At 70.0% G+C, this 17367-nt stretch carries 18 protein-coding genes; 9 read left to right on the forward strand and 9 right to left on the reverse strand.

The window, feature by feature from the left end; all coding sequences use genetic code 11:
* Window positions 1-7 precede the first annotated feature (7 nt).
* The gene (locus FA743_RS20425) at window positions 8-790 is read left to right on the forward strand and encodes a crotonase/enoyl-CoA hydratase family protein (RefSeq protein ID WP_211242183.1); all 783 of its coding nucleotides are present in this window, start codon (window positions 8-10) and stop codon (window positions 788-790) included.
* 161 nt (window positions 791-951) lie between these two features.
* Here the strand turns inward: FA743_RS20425 and glyA are convergent, their stop codons facing one another.
* On the reverse strand, window positions 952-2247 hold the full coding sequence (gene glyA / locus FA743_RS01050; protein ID WP_136884031.1) for a serine hydroxymethyltransferase: 1296 nt from the start codon (window positions 2245-2247) through the stop codon (window positions 952-954).
* Between the two features lie 168 nt (window positions 2248-2415).
* On the opposite strand from glyA, the gene FA743_RS01055 reads away from it, so the two are divergent.
* Entirely contained in the window at window positions 2416-3177 is a 762-nt protein-coding gene (locus tag FA743_RS01055; RefSeq protein ID WP_136884032.1) for an NAD kinase, read from the forward strand.
* 30 nt (window positions 3178-3207) lie between these two features.
* Here FA743_RS01055 and FA743_RS01060 read toward each other — a convergent pair whose 3' ends face one another.
* From FA743_RS01060 to FA743_RS01070, 3 genes are all read right to left on the reverse strand, one after another.
* Window positions 3208-4239: a hypothetical protein gene (locus FA743_RS01060; RefSeq protein WP_136884033.1), complete on the reverse strand. Its 1032-nt coding sequence runs from the start codon at window positions 4237-4239 to the stop codon at window positions 3208-3210.
* A gap of 93 nt (window positions 4240-4332) precedes the next feature.
* The gene (rpoH, locus tag FA743_RS01065) at window positions 4333-5241 is read right to left on the reverse strand and encodes an RNA polymerase sigma factor RpoH (RefSeq protein ID WP_136884034.1); all 909 of its coding nucleotides are present in this window, start codon (window positions 5239-5241) and stop codon (window positions 4333-4335) included.
* Window positions 5242-5349: 108 nt separating this feature from the next.
* Complete coding sequence (locus FA743_RS01070; protein ID WP_136884035.1) at window positions 5350-6384, reverse strand: RluA family pseudouridine synthase; 1035 nt, start codon at window positions 6382-6384, stop codon at window positions 5350-5352.
* On the opposite strand from FA743_RS01070, the gene FA743_RS01075 reads away from it, so the two are divergent.
* Window positions 6383-6694 (forward strand): DUF6476 family protein, encoded by a 312-nt coding sequence (locus FA743_RS01075; RefSeq protein ID WP_136884036.1) that lies wholly within the window; start codon window positions 6383-6385, stop codon window positions 6692-6694. The genes FA743_RS01070 and FA743_RS01075 overlap by 2 nt on opposite strands.
* Here the strand turns inward: FA743_RS01075 and FA743_RS01080 are convergent.
* Window positions 6691-6942, reverse strand: a complete 252-nt coding sequence (locus tag FA743_RS01080) for an accessory factor UbiK family protein (RefSeq protein ID WP_136884037.1) — start codon at window positions 6940-6942, stop codon at window positions 6691-6693. The two genes, FA743_RS01075 and FA743_RS01080, sit on opposite strands and share 4 nt — an antisense overlap.
* Before the next feature lie 116 nt (window positions 6943-7058).
* On the opposite strand from FA743_RS01080, the gene lgt reads away from it, so the two are divergent.
* The 3 genes from lgt to pgeF are packed head-to-tail and all read left to right on the forward strand — an operon-like array spanning window position 7059 to window position 9743.
* Window positions 7059-7940, forward strand: coding sequence for a prolipoprotein diacylglyceryl transferase (lgt, locus tag FA743_RS01085; protein ID WP_136884038.1), 882 nt, complete (start codon window positions 7059-7061; stop codon window positions 7938-7940).
* Complete coding sequence (locus tag FA743_RS01090; RefSeq protein ID WP_136884039.1) at window positions 7937-8995, forward strand: class I SAM-dependent methyltransferase; 1059 nt, start codon at window positions 7937-7939, stop codon at window positions 8993-8995. Before lgt ends, FA743_RS01090 begins: the two co-directional genes overlap by 4 nt.
* Window positions 8979-9743 (forward strand): peptidoglycan editing factor PgeF, encoded by a 765-nt coding sequence (pgeF, locus tag FA743_RS01095; RefSeq protein WP_136884040.1) that lies wholly within the window; start codon window positions 8979-8981, stop codon window positions 9741-9743. Before FA743_RS01090 ends, pgeF begins: the two co-directional genes overlap by 17 nt.
* On the opposite strand, the gene FA743_RS01100 is transcribed toward pgeF, so the two are convergent.
* Window positions 9740-10240 (reverse strand): Lrp/AsnC family transcriptional regulator, encoded by a 501-nt coding sequence (locus tag FA743_RS01100; protein ID WP_136884041.1) that lies wholly within the window; start codon window positions 10238-10240, stop codon window positions 9740-9742. The two genes, pgeF and FA743_RS01100, sit on opposite strands and share 4 nt — an antisense overlap.
* A gap of 156 nt (window positions 10241-10396) precedes the next feature.
* On the opposite strand from FA743_RS01100, the gene trxB reads away from it, so the two are divergent.
* Window positions 10397-11380, forward strand: coding sequence for a thioredoxin-disulfide reductase (gene trxB, locus FA743_RS01105; protein ID WP_136884042.1), 984 nt, complete (start codon window positions 10397-10399; stop codon window positions 11378-11380).
* Window positions 11381-11484: 104 nt separating this feature from the next.
* Here the strand turns inward: trxB and moaA are convergent, their stop codons facing one another.
* Window positions 11485-12501 carry a GTP 3',8-cyclase MoaA gene (gene moaA / locus FA743_RS01110; protein ID WP_136884043.1) on the reverse strand — a complete coding sequence of 339 codons (1017 nt, stop codon included), beginning with the start codon at window positions 12499-12501 and terminating at the stop codon, window positions 11485-11487.
* A gap of 120 nt (window positions 12502-12621) precedes the next feature.
* On the opposite strand from moaA, the gene FA743_RS01115 reads away from it, so the two are divergent.
* Window positions 12622-13113, forward strand: coding sequence for a hypothetical protein (locus FA743_RS01115; RefSeq protein ID WP_136884044.1), 492 nt, complete (start codon window positions 12622-12624; stop codon window positions 13111-13113).
* Here FA743_RS01115 and FA743_RS01120 read toward each other — a convergent pair.
* The gene (locus FA743_RS01120) at window positions 13101-13916 is read right to left on the reverse strand and encodes a DNA alkylation repair protein (RefSeq protein WP_136884045.1); all 816 of its coding nucleotides are present in this window, start codon (window positions 13914-13916) and stop codon (window positions 13101-13103) included. The genes FA743_RS01115 and FA743_RS01120 overlap by 13 nt on opposite strands.
* Window positions 13917-14033: 117 nt before the next feature.
* On the opposite strand from FA743_RS01120, the gene aroA reads away from it, so the two are divergent.
* Entirely contained in the window at window positions 14034-15365 is a 1332-nt protein-coding gene (gene aroA, locus FA743_RS01125) for a 3-phosphoshikimate 1-carboxyvinyltransferase (protein ID WP_136884046.1), read from the forward strand.
* Between the two features lie 67 nt (window positions 15366-15432).
* Here aroA and FA743_RS01130 read toward each other — a convergent pair whose 3' ends face one another.
* Window positions 15433-17343 (reverse strand): propionyl-CoA synthetase, encoded by a 1911-nt coding sequence (locus FA743_RS01130; RefSeq protein WP_136884047.1) that lies wholly within the window; start codon window positions 17341-17343, stop codon window positions 15433-15435.
* Between the last annotated feature and the right edge of the window lie 24 nt (window positions 17344-17367).

Below are 17367 nucleotides of genomic sequence, written 5' to 3' on the forward strand. Positions count from 1 at the left end.
GGCCCCCATGCCTGACACCATCCGCATTGACACCGACCCGCGCGGCGTGGCGACCCTCTGGCTCGCCCGGCCCGACAAGCACAACGCCCTGTCGCGGCAGATGATGGACGAGCTGACCCAGGCCGCAGCCCGCCTCGGTGCCGACCCGCAGGTCCGCGTGGTGGTGCTGGCGGCCCAAGGCGCCAGCTTCTGCGCGGGTGGCGATCTGGGCTGGATGCGCCAGCAGATGCAGGCCGACGAGGCGACCCGGCGCGAGGGCGCCCGCGCTTTGGCCGGGATGCTCTCGGCGCTGAACACCCTGCCCAAGCCCCTGATCGCCCGGGTGCACGGAAATGCCTTCGGCGGCGGCATCGGCATGATGGCGGTCAGCGACATCGCCATCGCCGCCAGCCCCGCGAAATTCGGCCTGACCGAGGTGCGCCTCGGCCTGATCCCCGCCACCATCGGCCCCTATGTTCTGGCCCGCATGGGCGAGCCCGCCGCGCGGCGGGTCTTCTTCTCGGCCAGGATCTTCGACGCGGCCGAGGCCGTCACGCTGAACCTCGCCGCCCGCGCCGTCGCCCCCGAGGACCTGGACGCCGCCATCGAGGCCGAGATCGCCCCCTTCCTGCAGGCCGCCCCGCAGGCGGTGGCCGCCGCCAAGGCGCAATGCCGCGCGCTCGGCCCGCGCATCGACGCCGCCGCCATCGAGGACAGCATCGACCGTCTGGTCGCCACCTGGCAGGGCCCCGAGGCCGCCGAGGGGATCGGCGCCTTCTTCGACAGACGCAAGCCCGCCTGGCAAAGCTGACCATCCAGCCAGTTCTTCTTTGCCCAAATACCCCGGGGGGGCGCCGCAAGGCGCGGGGGGCTGGCCCCCCTCCGCCCTCACCGGCCCGCGTCCCACCGCCGGCCCATGAAAAAGCCCGCCGCACAAGCACGCGCGGCGGGCCGGACGGGCTCAGACGAGGATCACATGCCCTGATACAGCGGGAAGCGGGCGCAAAGCTCGGCCACTTCCGCGCGAACCTTGGCCTCGACCTCGGCATTTCCGTCCTCGCCATGGGCGGCCAGGCCATCGACGACCTCGACGATCCAGCGGGCGATCTGGCGGAACTCGGGCTCGGCAAAGCCGCGCGTGGTGCCGGCGGGGGCGCCAAGACGGATGCCCGAGGTCACGAAGGGCTTCTCGGGATCGAAGGGCACGCCGTTCTTGTTGCAGGTGACATGCGCGCGGCCAAGCGCCGCCTCGGTGGCCTTGCCGGTCACGCCCTTGGGACGCAGATCGGCCAGGCAGAGGTGGTTGTCGGTCCCGCCCGAGACGATGTCGATGCCGCCCTTCATCAGCTCGTCCGCCATGGCGGCAGCATTCTTGACGACCTGATGGGCATAGGTCTTGAATTCGGGACGCAGCGCCTCGCCGAAGGCCACGGCCTTCGCGGCGATCACATGCATCAGCGGCCCGCCCTGCAGGCCCGGGAAGACGGCCGAGTTCACCTTCTTGGCGATATCGGCATCATTGGTCAGGATCATCCCGCCACGCGGTCCGCGCAGGGACTTGTGCGTCGTGGTCGTCACCACATGGGCATGGGGGATGGGCGAGGCATGGGCGCCGCCCGCGACCAGACCCGCGATATGGGCCATGTCGACCATCAGATAGGCGCCGACCTCGTCCGCGATGGCGCGGAAGGCGGCCCAGTCCCAGCTGCGGCTATAGGCGGTGCCGCCGGCGATGATCAGCTTGGGCTTGTTGGCGCGTGCGCTCTCCGCGATCGCCTCCATGTCCAGCATCTGGTCCTGCGGACGCACGCCATAGCTGACCACGTTGAACCACTTGCCCGACATGTTGACCGGACTGCCATGCGTCAGGTGCCCGCCCGAGTTCAGGTCGAGGCCCATGAAGGTGTCGCCGGGCTGCAGCAGCGCCAGGAACACGGCCTGGTTCATCTGGCTGCCGCTGTTGGGCTGGACGTTGGCGTATTCGCAGCCGAACAGCTCCTTCGCGCGCTCGATCGCCAGGGTCTCGGCGATGTCGACATACTGGCAGCCGCCGTAATAGCGCTTGCCGGGATAGCCCTCGGCATATTTGTTCGTCAGGACGGATCCCTGCGCCTCCATCACGGCGCGGCTGACGATGTTCTCGGAGGCGATCAGCTCGATCTCGTCGCGCTGGCGGCCCAGTTCCTGGGTGATGGCCTTGGCGATGTCGGGGTCACGGCTGGCCAGGGTTTCGGTGAAGAAGCCGTTGTCGCGGTGGGGTGCGTTCATCGGTCTTGCGTCCTTTGTGACTGAAAGGCGGGGTTGGCGCGTTCTACCGCAACGACGCCCCTGCGGAAAGTGACAAAACGACCCGCCCGGGCGCCGATGCGACCTGCGGGCGGGGTTGCCTTCGCCGGCGCGGGGCGTGATGGTGCGGGTCCATCACCGGACAGGACCATGACCCTCAGGATCCATTTCACCGCCAGCCAGGCCGAGGCCGCCCAGGCCGCGCTGACGGCCCTGACCGCGCGCTATGGCAGCGTGACCCCGGACCGGGCCGAGGTCGTCGTGGCGCTTGGCGGCGACGGGTTCATGCTGCAGACGCTGCATGCGACGCGCCGGTGGGACGTGCCGGTCTATGGCATGAACCGGGGCACGGTGGGCTTCCTGATGAACATCTATGCCGAGGACGACCTGCCCGAGCGCATCGCCGCCGCCGAGGAAACCGTCATCAACCCGCTGCGCATGCGCGCCACCTGCGCCGACGGCACCTGCCACGAGGCGCTGGCCATCAACGAGGTCAGCCTGCTGCGCGAGGGCCCGCAGGCCGCGAAGCTGCGCATTCATGTCGATGGCCGCCTGCGGATGGAGGAACTGGTCTGCGACGGCGTGCTGGTCGCGACCCCGGCGGGCTCGACCGCCTACAACTATTCCGCCCATGGTCCGATCCTGCCCATCGGCTCCGAGGTGCTGGCCCTGACCGCCATCGCGCCCTTCCGCCCGCGCCGCTGGCGGGGGGCGCTTCTGCCCAAATCCGCCGAGGTGGTGGTCGAGGTCCTCAATCCCGAACGCCGCCCCGTCATGGCCGATGCCGACAGCCGCTCGGTCCGCCATGTCACCCGGGTCGAGATCCGCAGCGCCGGCGAGATCCGCCACCGGCTTCTCTTCGATGCCGGCCACGGGCTGGACGAGCGCCTGCTGCGCGAGCAATTCGTCTAGCGCCCGCTGCGCGCGCGGGTCGTCCGAGGATCAGCCCGCGCAGATCTGCTGCAGGGCCAGCCATTGCGCATCGGTCAGCAGATCGGCAGGCGCCGCGCCGGCGCGGATCGGGTCGGCCTCGATCAGCGGCAGGACGGCGGCGCCGGTCGGATCGATGCTGCGGGCATAGGGCTCGGTCGACAGGCCCAGGGGCGCAAAGGCCGGGGGCAGGGCGGCCAGATCAGGCCGGGGCACGGCCTCGGACAGCATCGCCTCGCCCAGACCCTCCATCGCGCCCTGCGGCAGCGTGCCAAGCGTCATCAGCCGCAGCGAGGCCATCAGCCCGGCATGGCGCAGCGCCTGCAGGGTCACCGTCTTGTCCTCGACAGCCATCCGCGCGGCGATCAGATGGCCGGCGGCGGCCTCGGGTCCCGGTGCGGCGGTCAGCAGGTCGCTGCCCAGCACATAGAGATCGCCGGGCAGGCGCCGCGCGCCGTTCAAGGGGCCGGGCACGACCTGAACCAGAGCATCTGCGCCGATCAGGTCGGGCGACATCCAGTCCAGCACCTGCTGGCCCGAGGTCCGCCGGCAGACCGCGCCCGCGCTGCGTTCCAGATCGGCCAGCACCGCCAGCCCGACATCGCGGGCCTGCGCGGGGGGGGCGATCCGGGCGGCATGGCGGATCAGCGCATCGGGCAGCCAGAAGATCAGCGCGCCCAGCATCGCCAGCACGGCCAGCCCGGTCACCACGCCGCGCAACCGCCCCGGCACCGCGCGATGCGAGGCGATGGCGCGCTGCACCCGCTCGATCGCCTCGATCATCACCGGGTCCTCGATCTCGACCGTCTCGTCGGGCAGATCCCTGCTGGGGGTGTAGAGCGCGGGCAGGCGCCCGGGATTGAGCCGGGTGACCGCCGGCAGCGACCAATGCGACAGGGGCTGGTCGGATTTGGGGTCCATCATGGTCAGCGTTGCCTCGCCGACCGAGACGATCACCTCGCGCAACCGCGCATCGGGACGCTCGCGCCACGATCCTTGCGCTTCCAGGCGCTGGAACTCGGTCAGGGCGGTGGAGGAGGTCATCGGGGCAGCATGATCGGGGCGCATCCTGTGGCGTGACCAGACCATAGCGTCGCGTCGCATCGGGTCAATGCGGCGCGACCTATCCTTCAGGGATCATTCCGCCTCGGCGGCGATCTGCATGCCCTTTTCCCGGGCCAGCACGCGCATGCGTTCCTGCAGCTTCTCGAAGGCGCGGACCTCGATCTGGCGGATGCGCTCGCGCGACACGCTGTAGCGGGTGGACAGATCCTCCAGCGTCATCGGATCGTCGCGCAGGCGCCGCTCCATCAGGATGTCCTTTTCGCGGTCGTTCAGCACGTCCATCGCGGCGACCAGCATGCGCCGGCGGGTGTCCAGTTCCTCGGTCTCGGCATAGGCCTCGGCCTGGTTGGCGTCGGTATCCTCCAGCCAGTCCTGCCACTGCGCCGCCGATTCCCCGTCGCCCGAACCGACCTGCGCGTTCAGCGAGGCATCGCCGCCCGACAGGCGCCGGTTCATGTCGACGACCTCTTTTTCGGTCACGTTCAGCTCTGTCGCGATCTGGGCGACGTTCTCGGGACGCAGATCGCCCTCCTCCAGCGCGCCGATCTTGGACTTGGCCTTGCGCAGGTTGAAGAACAGCTTCTTCTGCGCGCTGGTGGTGCCCATCTTGACCAAGGACCAGGACCGCAGGATGTATTCCTGGATCGAGGCGCGGATCCACCACATCGCATAGGTCGCCAGTCGGAAGCCGCGCTCGGGATCGAAGCGCTTGACCGCCTGCATCAGGCCGACATTGGCCTCGCTGATGACCTCGGCCTGCGGCAGGCCATAGCCGCGATAGCCCATGGCGATCTTGGCGGCCAGCCGCAGGTGGCTGGTGACCAGCTGATGTGCCGCCTCGCTGTCCTCATGGTCGGCCCAGGCCTTGGCCAGCATGTATTCCTGCTCGGGCTCCAGCAGGGGAAACTTGCGGATCTCCTGCAGATACCGGTTCATCCCCTGTTCGGGGCTGGGGGCGGGCAGATTGGTATAGGTGGCCATGAGGAATGCCTTTCACAGAGCCCTCGTAACGCACCCGGACCGCAGATGTTCCGGGTCCGGGTCTTGCATCAGGGGAACCGATCACTATGGGGGCGGTCCGGCGACCCGTCAAGAGGCGCTGCCGCCGACCCCCCGCAACCGGTCCAGAAGCTCCTGCATGTCCGGGGGCAGGGGGCTGTCGAAGGCCATCTCCGCGCCGCTGACAGGATGGACGAAGCCCAGATGCGCCGCGTGCAGCGCCTGTCGGGAAAAGGCCTGCACCGCCCCGGCCACCGAGCCCAGCACCTTGGTCGAGGCCTTCCGGGCGCCGCCATAGACCGGATCGCCGATCAGCCCCAGCCCGGCATGGGCCATGTGCACGCGGATCTGATGGGTGCGCCCCGTCTCCAGCCGGCATTCGACCAGCATGGCGACCGGGGGTTTCCCAAACCGCTCCAGCAGGCGGGCGCGGGTGACGGCGTGGCGGCCCTTGTCGACATGGACGGCCTGCTTCTGACGATCGGTCGGGTGCCGTGCCAGATGGGTGGCGATCCGCAGCACGCCGCCCTCCTCGAAACTGACGCCGGGCGTCGCCCGCAGGCGCGGATCTGCGGCGTCGATCGCCCCATGGGCCAGCGCCAGATAGCGGCGGGTGGCGCTATGCGCCTCGAACTGGGCGGCCAGACCGTGATGGGCGCGGTCGGATTTCGCCACGACCAGCAGGCCCGAGGTGTCCTTGTCGATCCGGTGCACGATGCCCGGACGCTTCTCGCCGCCGATCCCCGATAATGTCGCGCCGCAATGGGCCAGAAGCGCATTGACCAGCGTTCCCGAAGGACTGCCCGGCGCGGGATGGACGACCATGCCCGCCGGCTTGTCGATCACGATCAGGTCATCGTCCTCATGCGCGACGACCAGCGGGATGGCCTCGGGCCGGGTCTCGACATCCTCGGGCGGGGCCAGCGCGATGTGGTATTCCTGCCCCTCGGTCACGCGGGCCTTGCCGTCGAGCGCCGGGCCGTCGGGGCCGGTGACCGACCCCTCGGCGATCAGGCGCATCAGGCGCGAACGCGACAGGGCCGCCTGCTCTGGCACCGCCAGCGCAAGCGCCTTATCAAGCCGGTCGGGCGGGTTGGCCGGGATGGTCACGGAAAGGATCGACATGGGGCAGGATGATACCGACTGGAAGCGCGCCGCGAAAGAGGTCCCGGAGCTGCGCTTTCTGAAAATGCTGGTCACCGGGCTGACGATCGTCATGGGCCTTGGCATGGTGACCGTCGTGGCGCTGCTGTGGATCCGGCTGAACCAGCCGGTCCTGCCGGATCTGCCGGGCAGCATCGCCTTGCCCGAGGGCGCCCGGCCCGCCGCGATCACCTTCGCCGCCGACCGCATCGTGGTGGTCACGGAAGCCGACGAGGTGCTGGTCTATGACCGCGCGGGCGGGCTGATCGGGCAGCTGCAGCTTCAGCCCTAAGGCGTGGTCCGCCCGGCTTCCAGCGTGTCCAGCCGCGCCTTCAGTTCGGCATTCTCGGTGCGGGCCTTGATCGCCATCTCGCGCACGGCCTCGAATTCCTCGCGCGTCACGAAATCGCGGTCGGCCAGCCAGCGGTCGATCCAGCCCTTCATGGCGGTCTCGGCCTCGGTGCGGGCCCCCTGGGCCACGCCCATGGCATTGGTCATCAGCTTGGACATGTCGTCGAAGAAACGGTTCTGCGTGGTCATGTAAAAGGCCCTCTGGCTTGCGTTGCGTCCTATATGGTCCGCCGTGCGCCCGGGTTCAATGTGTTGACACCGCGGCTTTCGCGACTAGCGTGCGCCCGAATTGACCCCGAGGCCCCATGATCCCCTTTCCCGATATCGCCCCCGAGATCTTCACGATCAATCTTGCGGGTTTCTCGCTGTCGCTGCGCTGGTATGCGCTGGCCTATCTGGCAGGGCTGATCATCGGCTGGCGGGTGATCGCGGCGATGATGCGCCGCCCGGCGATCTGGGGCGGCACGCCCCCCACCGAAGCCGACCGGGTCGACGACCTGCTGACCTGGGTGATCCTGGGGGTGATCCTGGGCGGGCGCTTGGGATTCGTGCTGTTCTATGAGCCCGCCTATTATCTGGCCAATCCGTCGCAGATCCTGATGGTCTGGCAGGGCGGGATGAGCTTTCACGGCGGTTTCGCGGGGGTGATCGTGGCGACCTGGCTCTGGTCGCGGGCGCAGGGCGTGCCGGTCCTGCGGCTGGCCGATGCGATGGCCGTGGTGGCGCCGATCGGCATCCTCTTCGGGCGCCTCGCCAACTTCATCAATGCCGAGCTGTGGGGCCGCCCCACCGACCTGCCTTGGGGCGTCGTCTTTCCGGGCGAGGCCGCGCAGGCCTGCCCCGGCGTGGTCGGCCCCTGCGCCCGCCATCCCAGCCAGCTCTACGAGGCCGGGCTGGAGGGGCTGGCTTTGGGCCTGATCCTGTGGGCTGTCGTGCGCGCGGGCGGGCTGCGGCGCCTGGGGCTGGCCTTCGGGATCTTCCTGGCGGGCTATGGCCTTGCCCGCATCTTCGTCGAGCTGTTCCGGGTCGCGGATGCGCAGTTCATCACGCCCGACAACCCGCTTGGGCATGTGCTGGGCGGGCCAGTGATCGGGCTGACCATGGGGCAGGTGCTGTCGCTGCCGATGGTGCTGATCGGGCTGGCGCTGATCTGGCGGGCCCGCGCCCGGCCGCCGCGCACGGCATGACGCCGCTGGCGGGGATCATCGCGGCGCGCATCCGGGCCACCGGGCCGATGAGCCTGGCCGAGTACATGCGCCTCTGCCTGATGGACAGCCGCCACGGATACTATGCCACCCGCGATCCCTTCGGGGCTGCGGGCGATTTCACCACCGCCCCCGAGATCCATCAGCTTTTCGGAGAGATGTGCGGGCTGGCCCTGGCGCAGGCCTGGCTGGATCAGGGACGGCCCGCGCCCTTCACCCTGGCCGAGCCGGGGCCGGGGCGCGGCACGCTGATGGCCGACATGCTGCGCGCGATCCGGGTCGTGCCGGGCATGGCGGAGGCGGCCCAGATGGCGCTGATCGAGGCCTCGCCCCATCTGCGGCAGGTCCAGAGGGAGCGTTTGGGCGATGTCCGGCATCTCGACGGAATCGAGGATCTGCCGGACAACCCCCTGTTCCTGATCGGAAACGAGTTCATCGACGCCCTGCCGATCCGGCAGTTCCAGATGACCCCCGAGGGCTGGCGCGAGCGCATGGTCGGCCTGTCCGATACCGGCCTGCGCATGGGCCTGGGGCCCGTCGTCCCCCTGAACCGCCCCGGCCAGCCCGGCGACATCGTCGAGGATTGCCCCGAGGGCGCCGCCTTCGCCGAGGCGCTGGCGCGGCGCATCGCCGCTCAGGGCGGGGCGGCGATCCTGATCGATTACGGCGGCTGGAACGGCTATGGCGACAGCTTCCAGGCGCTGCGCAACCACGCCCCCGAGGACCCCCTGGCCCGGCCCGGAGAGGCCGACCTGACCGCCCATGTCGATTTCGCCGCGCTGGCGGCGGCGGGGCTGCGGGGCGGGGCGGTCGTCTCGCGTCCGGTGCGGCAGGGCGACTGGCTGGCGGCGCTTGGCGCACCCGCCCGGGCGGCACGGCTGGCGCAGGCGGGGGACGCGGGCGCGCTGCAGGCGCTTCGACGCTTGACCGACCCGTCCGAAATGGGTCACCTGTTCAAGGCCATCGCGTTCTGGCCCGCGGGCGCCCCGCCCGTGCCCGGTTTCGAGGCGCTGGAGGCCCATGCAGACGACGCTTGAAATACTGACCCATCCGCTGCTGTCAGGCACGACGCATGGCTTCTTCACCCGCAAGGGCGGCGCCTCGTCGGGGCTGTTCGCGGGGCTGAATTGTGGGCGCCGCTCCACCGATCAAAGCGACATGGTGCAGGTCAACCGCGCGCGCGTGGCCGATGCGATGGGTGTGGGCGCGGGGCATCTGGCGACGGTGCGGCAGGTCCATTCCGCCGATGTGGTGACGATCGGCGCGGACGCCGATCTGGACGCCATCCGCGACACCGATGCCGACGGGCTGGTGACGGCGCGGCGCGACGTGGCGCTGGCGGTGCTGACCGCCGATTGCCAGCCGATCCTGCTGGCCGATGCGGGCGCGGGCGTCGTGGGGGCCTGCCATGCGGGCTGGCGCGGGGCCCTGAACGGGGTGATCGAGGAAACGGTGGCCGCCATGCAGGCCTTGGGCGCGACGCAGATCCGGGCGGTGATCGGCCCCTCGATCAGCCAGCGCGCCTATGAGGTGGGCCCCGACTTCATGGACGACTTCCTGACCGAGGATCCCGGGTCCGACCGCTTCTTCAGCGGCGGGCAGCAGGGGCGGCCGATGTTCGACCTGCCCGCCTTTGGCCTGTCGCGCCTGCGCGCGGTGGGGGTCGAGGCGGAATGGTCGCGCCATTGCACCTATTCCGACCCGGACCGCTTCTTCAGCTACAGGCGTGCCACGCATGAGGGGCAGGTCGATTACGGCCGGCTGATCAGCGCGATCTCGCTCTAGCCGGCCTCGCGGACGCGCTCCTCGACGATCTCGAAGGGGACGGCGGGCTCGTCCTTGGCGCCCCGGATCACCAGCGAGGTCTTGACCGAGGCCACGTTCGGCGCCGCCGTCAGGCTGTTGGTCAGGAAGCGCTGGAAGGTCGAGAGGTCGGGCGAGACGCATTTCAGGATGAAGTCGATCTCGCCGTTCAGCATGTGGCATTCGCGGACCAGCGGCCAGGACATGACCCGCGCCTCGAAGGCCGAGAGGTCGCGTTCGGACTGCGAGGCCAGCCGCACCATCGCAAAGACCTGCACCTCGAATCCCAGTTCGCGGGCGTCGATATCGGCGTGATAGCCCCGGATATAGCCCAGCTCTTCCAGCGTGCGGACCCGGCGCAGGCAGGGCGGGGCGGAAATGCCCACGCGGCGGGCCAGTTCGACATTGGTCATCCGGCCATCGGCCTGCAGTTCGGCCAGGATCTTGCGGTCGATGTCGTCAAGTTTGGCGCCAGCCATGAGGATCTTTCTTCTGTTCGATCGCGGCGTTTGCGGAAACTACAATGACGCCCCCGTGGGCGCAACAATCTTTCTGTTGCTGCCGCAAGGCGGGCATGCGTTGCAGTCGGCCGCGTGAGGCACTACCTCATGCACAAACCGCGAAAGGGGCGCAAGATGACCGAACGCAGCCATGTGAAATTGTTGATCGTGGGGTCGGGCCCGGCGGGCTACACCGCTGCCGTCTATGCCGCCCGCGCCATGCTGGAGCCGATGCTGATCCAGGGCATGCAGCCCGGCGGGCAGCTGACCATCACGACCGAGGTCGAGAACTGGCCCGGCGAGACCGAGATCCAGGGCCCCGAGCTGATGGTGAAGATGGAGGCCCATGCCAAGGCGATGGGTGCCGAGATCGTGACCGATCTGGTCACCGCGCTGGATCTGCAACGCCGCCCCTTCACCGCGACCTGCGACAGCGGGCGCGTGGTGACGGCGGATGCGGTGGTCCTGGCGACGGGCGCGCAGGCACGCTGGCTGGGCCTGCCCTCCGAGGAGAAGTACAAGGGCTTCGGCGTCAGCGCCTGCGCCACCTGCGACGGGTTCTTCTATCGCAACCGCGAGGTCGTGGTGATCGGCGGCGGCAACACCGCGGTCGAGGAGGCGCTGTTCCTGACGCGTTTCGCCAGCAAGGTCACGCTGGTCCATCGCCGCGACAGCCTGCGGGCCGAGAAGATCCTGCAGAACCGCCTGTTCGCCCATCCCAAGGTCGAGGTGATCTGGAACAGCGAACTGGCCGAGGTGACCGGGGCCGAGACGCCGATGGGCGTCACAGGCGCCCTGCTGCGCGATCTGCGCGACGGCTCCACGCGGACGGTCAAGGCCGACGGCGTCTTCGTGGCGATCGGCCATGCGCCGGCCAGCGAGCTGGTCGCGGGCCAGCTGGAGCTGCACAATGGCGGCTATGTGAAGGTCGAGCCGGGCAGCACCCGCACCTCGATCCCCGGAGTCTTCGCCGCCGGAGACCTGACCGACCACATCTATCGCCAGGCCATCACCAGCGCCGGCATGGGCTGCATGGCCGCGCTGGATGCCGAGCATTTCCTGGCCGCCGAGGGCGAGGTCCAGACCGCGCCCTCGGCACTGGTCGCGGCGATTCACTGACCGGGCTCGGGCGGCGCCTATGAACCGCCGCCCGGTCTAGACCACTCGCAGTGGTGCTTTACGGGATCTCGATGGGCGCGCCTCGGGCACCGCTCTGACGCGCCTCAGCCCCCGGTATGGCTCATATGCCGGGTCATCTGGCCGTCGACCTTCTGACGCGAATAGTCGAAGTCGTGGCCCTTGGGCTTGCGCGCGATGGCGGCGCGGATCGTCTGCTCCAACGCGGCATCGTCCGGGCTGGCGCGCAGGGGCGCGCGCAGGTCGGCATTGTCCTCTTGCCCCAGGCACATGAACAGCTCTCCGGTGCAGGTGACGCGGACACGGTTGCAGCTTTCGCAGAAATTATGGGTCAGCGGCGTGATGAAGCCGATCTTCTGGCCCGTCTCGGCCAGCTTGACATAGCGGGCGGGGCCGCCCGTGCGCTCGGCCAGGTCGATCAGGGTGAAGCGTTCGGCCAGTTGCGCGCGCAGGTCGGACAGGGGCCAGTATTGGTCCAGACGATTCTCCTCGCCCATCTCGCCCATCGGCATGACCTCGATGAAGGTCAGATCGTGCCCCTCGTCGCCGCACCAGCGGACCAGATCGAACAGCTCGGCATCGTTGACGCCCTTCAGCGCGACGGCATTGATCTTGACCCGCAGGCCAGCGGCGGTGGCGGCACGGACGCCGTCGAGCACCTGCGGCAGGCGGCCCCACCGGGTGATCGCCGCGAACTTGTCCGGGTCCAGCGTGTCCAGCGAGACGTTCACCCGGCGCACGCCGATCTCGGCCAGCTCCGCCGCGTGGCGGGCCAGCTGGCTGCCATTGGTGGTCAACGTCAGCTCGTCCAGGCCTTGGCCCAGATGGCGCGCGACATTGCGGAAGAATCCCATGATGCCGCGCCGGACCAGAGGCTCGCCCCCGGTGATGCGCAGCTTGCGCACGCCCAGGCCGATGAAGGCGGTGCAGAGCCGGTCCAGTTCCTCCAGCGTCAGCAGGTCGGCCTTGGGCAGGAATTGCATGTGCTCGGCCATGCAATAGACGCAGCGGAAGTCGCAGCGATCCGTGACCGAGACCCGAAGATAGGTGATGGGCCGGGCGAAGGGATCGATCAGCGCGGGCAGGGGAGGGTGCATGTCCATGCCGTCCAATCTAGGGGCGCGAGGGGCCGCTCACAAGCCGGGCATTCGTCTGCGATGCGGTGGACCTTGGGCCGCGCCCGCGTCTAAGGTTGCGCCAAGACCGGAATGAAGGAGATTTCGATGCGTCCGACCCCCCTTGCCGCCGCCCTGGGGCTTGCCCTGGTGCTGGCGGGCTGCGCCCAGGTGACGGCCCTGACCGACCGCCCCACCGCCCCGCAGGCGACCGAGGCGCAGGTCTCGGCCGCCACCGCCGTGACCCGCGCCCCCAGCCCGCGCCCCGTCGCGCGCGCCACGCCCGCGCAGTTAGACACGACCACGCCCGAACAGCGCGCCGCCGCCGCCCAGGCCCCGGCCGCCAGCGCCGAGACGCGGCTTGGCACCACGGTCGGATCGCTTGGCAATCCGTCCGAGGGCGGGTTCTGGATCAAGACGCCCCTGGTGCAGGAACGCGCGCAGGGCCGCATCGTGAACCCCGCCACCGGGAAATCGGCCCAGGTCGAGCTGATCCCCCTGACCGGCGGCGGCAGCGGCAGCCAGGTCTCGCTGCCCGCGCTGCAGCTTCTGGGCGTCTCGCTGACCGACCTGCCGACGCTGGAGGTCTACCGCTCCTGATCGGGGGCGGGGGTGTCGTCCTCGTCCTCGGGGGCGGCATCCATGTCCGGGGCGGGGTCTGGCTCCGGGGCGATGCCGGCCCCAAGGTCGGCGTCCGCCAGCCGGTCGTCCTCGTCGGGGTCGTCGATCTCGTCGGGCTCCACCACACCCGCCGCCCGGGCCTCGGCCCGCGCCGCGACACGCTCCTCCTGCGCCTGCTGCCACAGGGCGACCCGCGCAGGGTCGTGCTTGGACAGATCGCGCACCCAAGCCATCGCCGCCTGACGCACTGCGCCGTTGCGGTCGGTCGACAGCGTCAGCGCCCAGGCCAGCACGTCCTCGCGGATCTCCAGATCCTGCGGCTTCGGCGCATTCATCTTGGCCCAGGGGGCGGTCGCGACCAGCAGGCCCCGCCGCAGCCAGGGGTTGCGGCTGGTGGCCCAGGGGGCGATGCGGTCCAGCCGGTCGGGCTGGGCCACCAGCCGGCGCGACGCCGCCGACATCACGCCGTCGCCGATCTCCTGCCCGTCGATCTGCGGCGCCCAGTCCAGCATCGCAGCCCAGGCCCCGTCATCGGGGCGCATCCGCGCCTGCACCAGCAGCCGCGCCGCCGCCAACCGCGCCTCGTGGATGTCGCTGTCCCACAGCGCGCGGGCCAGCGCCACGCGCGGCTCGATGTCCAGGCCCGCGCGCCATTCGGCGGCCAGCGCCTCGATCTGCGCGGGGGGCACGCCCAGGGTCTCGCGGCCGCTCTTGTGGCGGGCGCTGGCGCGGGCGGCACGGTCGGGGTCGCCCAGGGCGCGCAGCCGGTCCAGGTCCTGCATCGGGATCTCCTTTGATGATCGCCCCTTCTAGGGCGGGCGGGGCCCGGCCTCAAGATCATGGTGGCAGGACCGGGGCCGCCGGGCTAGAAGACCCCGCACAACCTGGAAGGTCCGCCCATGTCGCATTCCGCAGATCCCCGTCCCATGACCGCGCGCCGCACCGGCCCCCTGACCGGCGAAGCCCTGGTGCCGGGCGACAAGTCCATCAGCCACCGCGCGCTGATCCTGGGCGCCCTGGCCGTCGGAGAGACGCGGATCACCGGCCTGCTGGAAGGCCAGGACGTGCTGGACACGGCGCGCGCCATGCAGGCCTTCGGCGCGCAGGTGGTCCAGCACGGCCCCGGCGACTGGTCGGTGCATGGCGTGGGCGTAGGCGGCTTCTCCAGCCCCGAGGGCGTCATCGATTGCGGGAATTCCGGCACCGGCGTGCGGCTGATCATGGGGGCGATGGCCACCACGCCCGTCACCGCGACCTTCACGGGCGATGCCAGCCTGTCGCGCCGCCCGATGGCGCGGGTGACCGACCCGCTGGCACAGTTCGGCGCCCGGATCACCGCGCGCGAGGGGGGCCGGCTGCCGATCACGGTTCAAGGCGCGACGAACCCGGTCCCGGTGACCTACCACACCCCCGTCGCCAGCGCGCAGATCAAGTCCGCGATCCTGCTGGCGGGCCTCAACGTCCCCGGCGACACGGTGGTGATCGAACCCGAGCCCACGCGCGACCATTCCGAACGGATGCTGGCGGGCTTCGGCGCGCAGATCCGCACCGAGACAGTGCCCGAGGGGCACAAGGTCACCCTGACCGGCCGCCCCGAACTGCGCCCGCAGCCGGTGGCGGTGCCGCGCGATCCCTCCAGCGCGGCCTTCCCGGTGGCGGCGGCGCTGATCGTGCCGGGATCCGAAATTCGCGTGCCCGGCGTCAGCCGCAATCCGACGCGCGACGGGCTCTACGTGACCCTGCGCGAGATGGGCGCCGACATCACCTATGAGAACCCCCGCGACGAGGGCGGAGAGCCGGTGGCCGATCTGCTCGTCCGCCACGGCCCGCTGATGGGCGTGACCGTCCCCGCCGCCCGCGCCGCCAGCATGATCGACGAATTCCCGATCCTGTCGGTGATCGCGGCCTTTGCCAAAGGCCCCACGGTGATGAACGGCGTGGCCGAGCTGCGCGTGAAGGAAAGCGACCGCATCGACGCCATGGCCGTGGGCCTGCGCGCCAATGGCGTGCGGGTCGAGGACACCCCCGACAGCATGACCGTCCACGGCCTGGCCCATGTCCCGGGCGGAGGCCATGCGGTCACCCATCTGGACCACCGCATCGCCATGTCCTTCCTGATCCTCGGGCTGGCGACCGAAAGCCCGGTCGGCATCGACGATGCCGGCCCGATCACCACGTCCTTTCCCGATTTCGTGCCCCTGATGACCCGCCTCGGCGCCGATCTGTCCTGATCTTCTTCTTTGACGGAAATACCCCGGGGGGACTCCCGGAACGGGAGGGGGGCAGCGCCCCCCTCTGTCAGTCCGCGCCCGCCGGGACCTGCGCCACCGGATAGCCCACGCGCTTCAGCGCCAGGCGGATCTCGTCCAAGATCGCCGGATCGTCGATCGTCGCGGGCGTCACCACCTCGCAGCCATCGGCGATCCTGGCCATGGTCGCGCGCAGGATCTTGCCGGACCGGGTCTTGGGCAGGCGGTCCACCACGCAGGCGGTCTTGAAGGCCGCGACCGGCCCGATGCGGTCGCGCACCATGCGCACCACCTCGGCGGTGATCTGCGCCGGGTCCGTCTCGACCCCCTTCTTGAGGCATAACAGCCCCAGAGGCGCCTGACCCTTCAGCGCGTCCGCCACCCCGATCACCGCGCATTCCGCGACGGCGGGATGCGCGGCCAGCACCTCCTCCATGCCGCCGGTGGACAAGCGGTGGCCCGCGACGTTGATCACGTCATCGGTGCGCGACATGATCCAGACATAGCCGTCCTCGTCGATGATGCCTGCATCGCCGGTCTCGTAGAAGCCCGGGAAATGGTCCAGATAGGCGCGGCGGAACCGGTCCTCGGCCTTCCACAGCGTCGGCAGCGTGCCCGGCGGCAAAGGCAGCCTGATGGCGATCGCGCCAAGCGTGCCGGGGGGCACCGGATGGCCGCCCTCGTCCAGCACCTGCACGTCATATCCGGGCATGGGCAGGGTCGGGCTGCCCTTGCGGATGGGCATCAGGCCCACGCCCAGGGGGTTGGCGGCGATGGCCCAGCCCGTCTCGGTCTGCCACCAGTGGTCGATCACCGGGACCTTCAGCCGCTCCTCGGCCCAGGTGACGGTATCGGGATCGGCGCGCTCGCCCGCCAGGAACATCGCCTTGAGGCTGGACAGGTCATACTGGCCCACCAGCCTGCCCTCGGGGTCGTCGCGCTTGACGGCACGGATGGCGGTGGGGGCGGTGAAGAAGCTCTTCACCTTGTGATCCGCGACCACCCGCCAGAAGGTCCCGGCATCGGGCGTGCCCACGGGCTTGCCCTCGAAGACCACGGTCGTCGCCCCGGCGATCAGCGGGCCATAGACGATATAGCTGTGCCCCACGACCCAGCCCACGTCCGAGGCCACCCAGAAGACCTCGCCCGGGCCGATGTCGTAGATATGCGGCACGCTCCAGGCCAGCGCGACCAGATGGCCCGCCGTGTGGCGCACCACGCCCTTGGGCTGGCCCGTCGTGCCCGAGGTATAGAGGATATAGGCCGGGTGGTTGCCCTCGACCGGGACGCAGTCCACCGGATCGGCGGCGGCCACGGCCTCGGCCCAGTCCAGATCGCGGCCCGCCACCATCTCGGCCGCGCATTCGGGGCGCTGGAAGACGACGGTGAAGTCGGGCTTGTGGACGGCCTCGGCGATGGCGCGGTCCATCAGGGGCTTGTAGGGAACGACGCGGCCCGGCTCCAGCCCGCAGCTGGCGGCGATGATCGCGCGGGGCTGGGCATCGTCGATGCGCACGGCCAGCTCATGGGCGGCGAAGCCCCCGAAGACGACCGAATGGATCGCCCCGATCCGGGCGCAGGCCAGCATCGCTTCCAGCGCCTCCGGGATCATCGGCATGTAGATGAGGACGCGGTCGCCCTTGACGATCCCGCGCGCCGTCAGCACCCCGGCCAGCCGCGCCACCCGGTCCTGCAATTCGGCATAGGTCAGCCGCGAGACGCTGTGGGTCATCGGGCTGTCATGGATCACCGCCAGCCGGTCGCCATGGCCCGCGGCGACATGGCGGTCGATGGCGTTCCAACAGGTGTTGACCATGGCATCGGAGAACCATTCGCCCGCCGGCCCCTGATCGAAGAAGGCGCGGCTTGGCGGCGCGGTCCAGTCGATCGCATCGGCGGCCTGCATCCAGAACGCTTCCGGATCGGCTTTCCAGCGCGCGTAAAGCTGCTGATAAGGCATGGTTTCCCCTCCCTGAGACTGACA

It is taken from the genome of Paracoccus gahaiensis (assembly GCF_005048225.1).
Classification (GTDB): Bacteria; Pseudomonadota; Alphaproteobacteria; order Rhodobacterales; family Rhodobacteraceae; genus Paracoccus; species Paracoccus gahaiensis.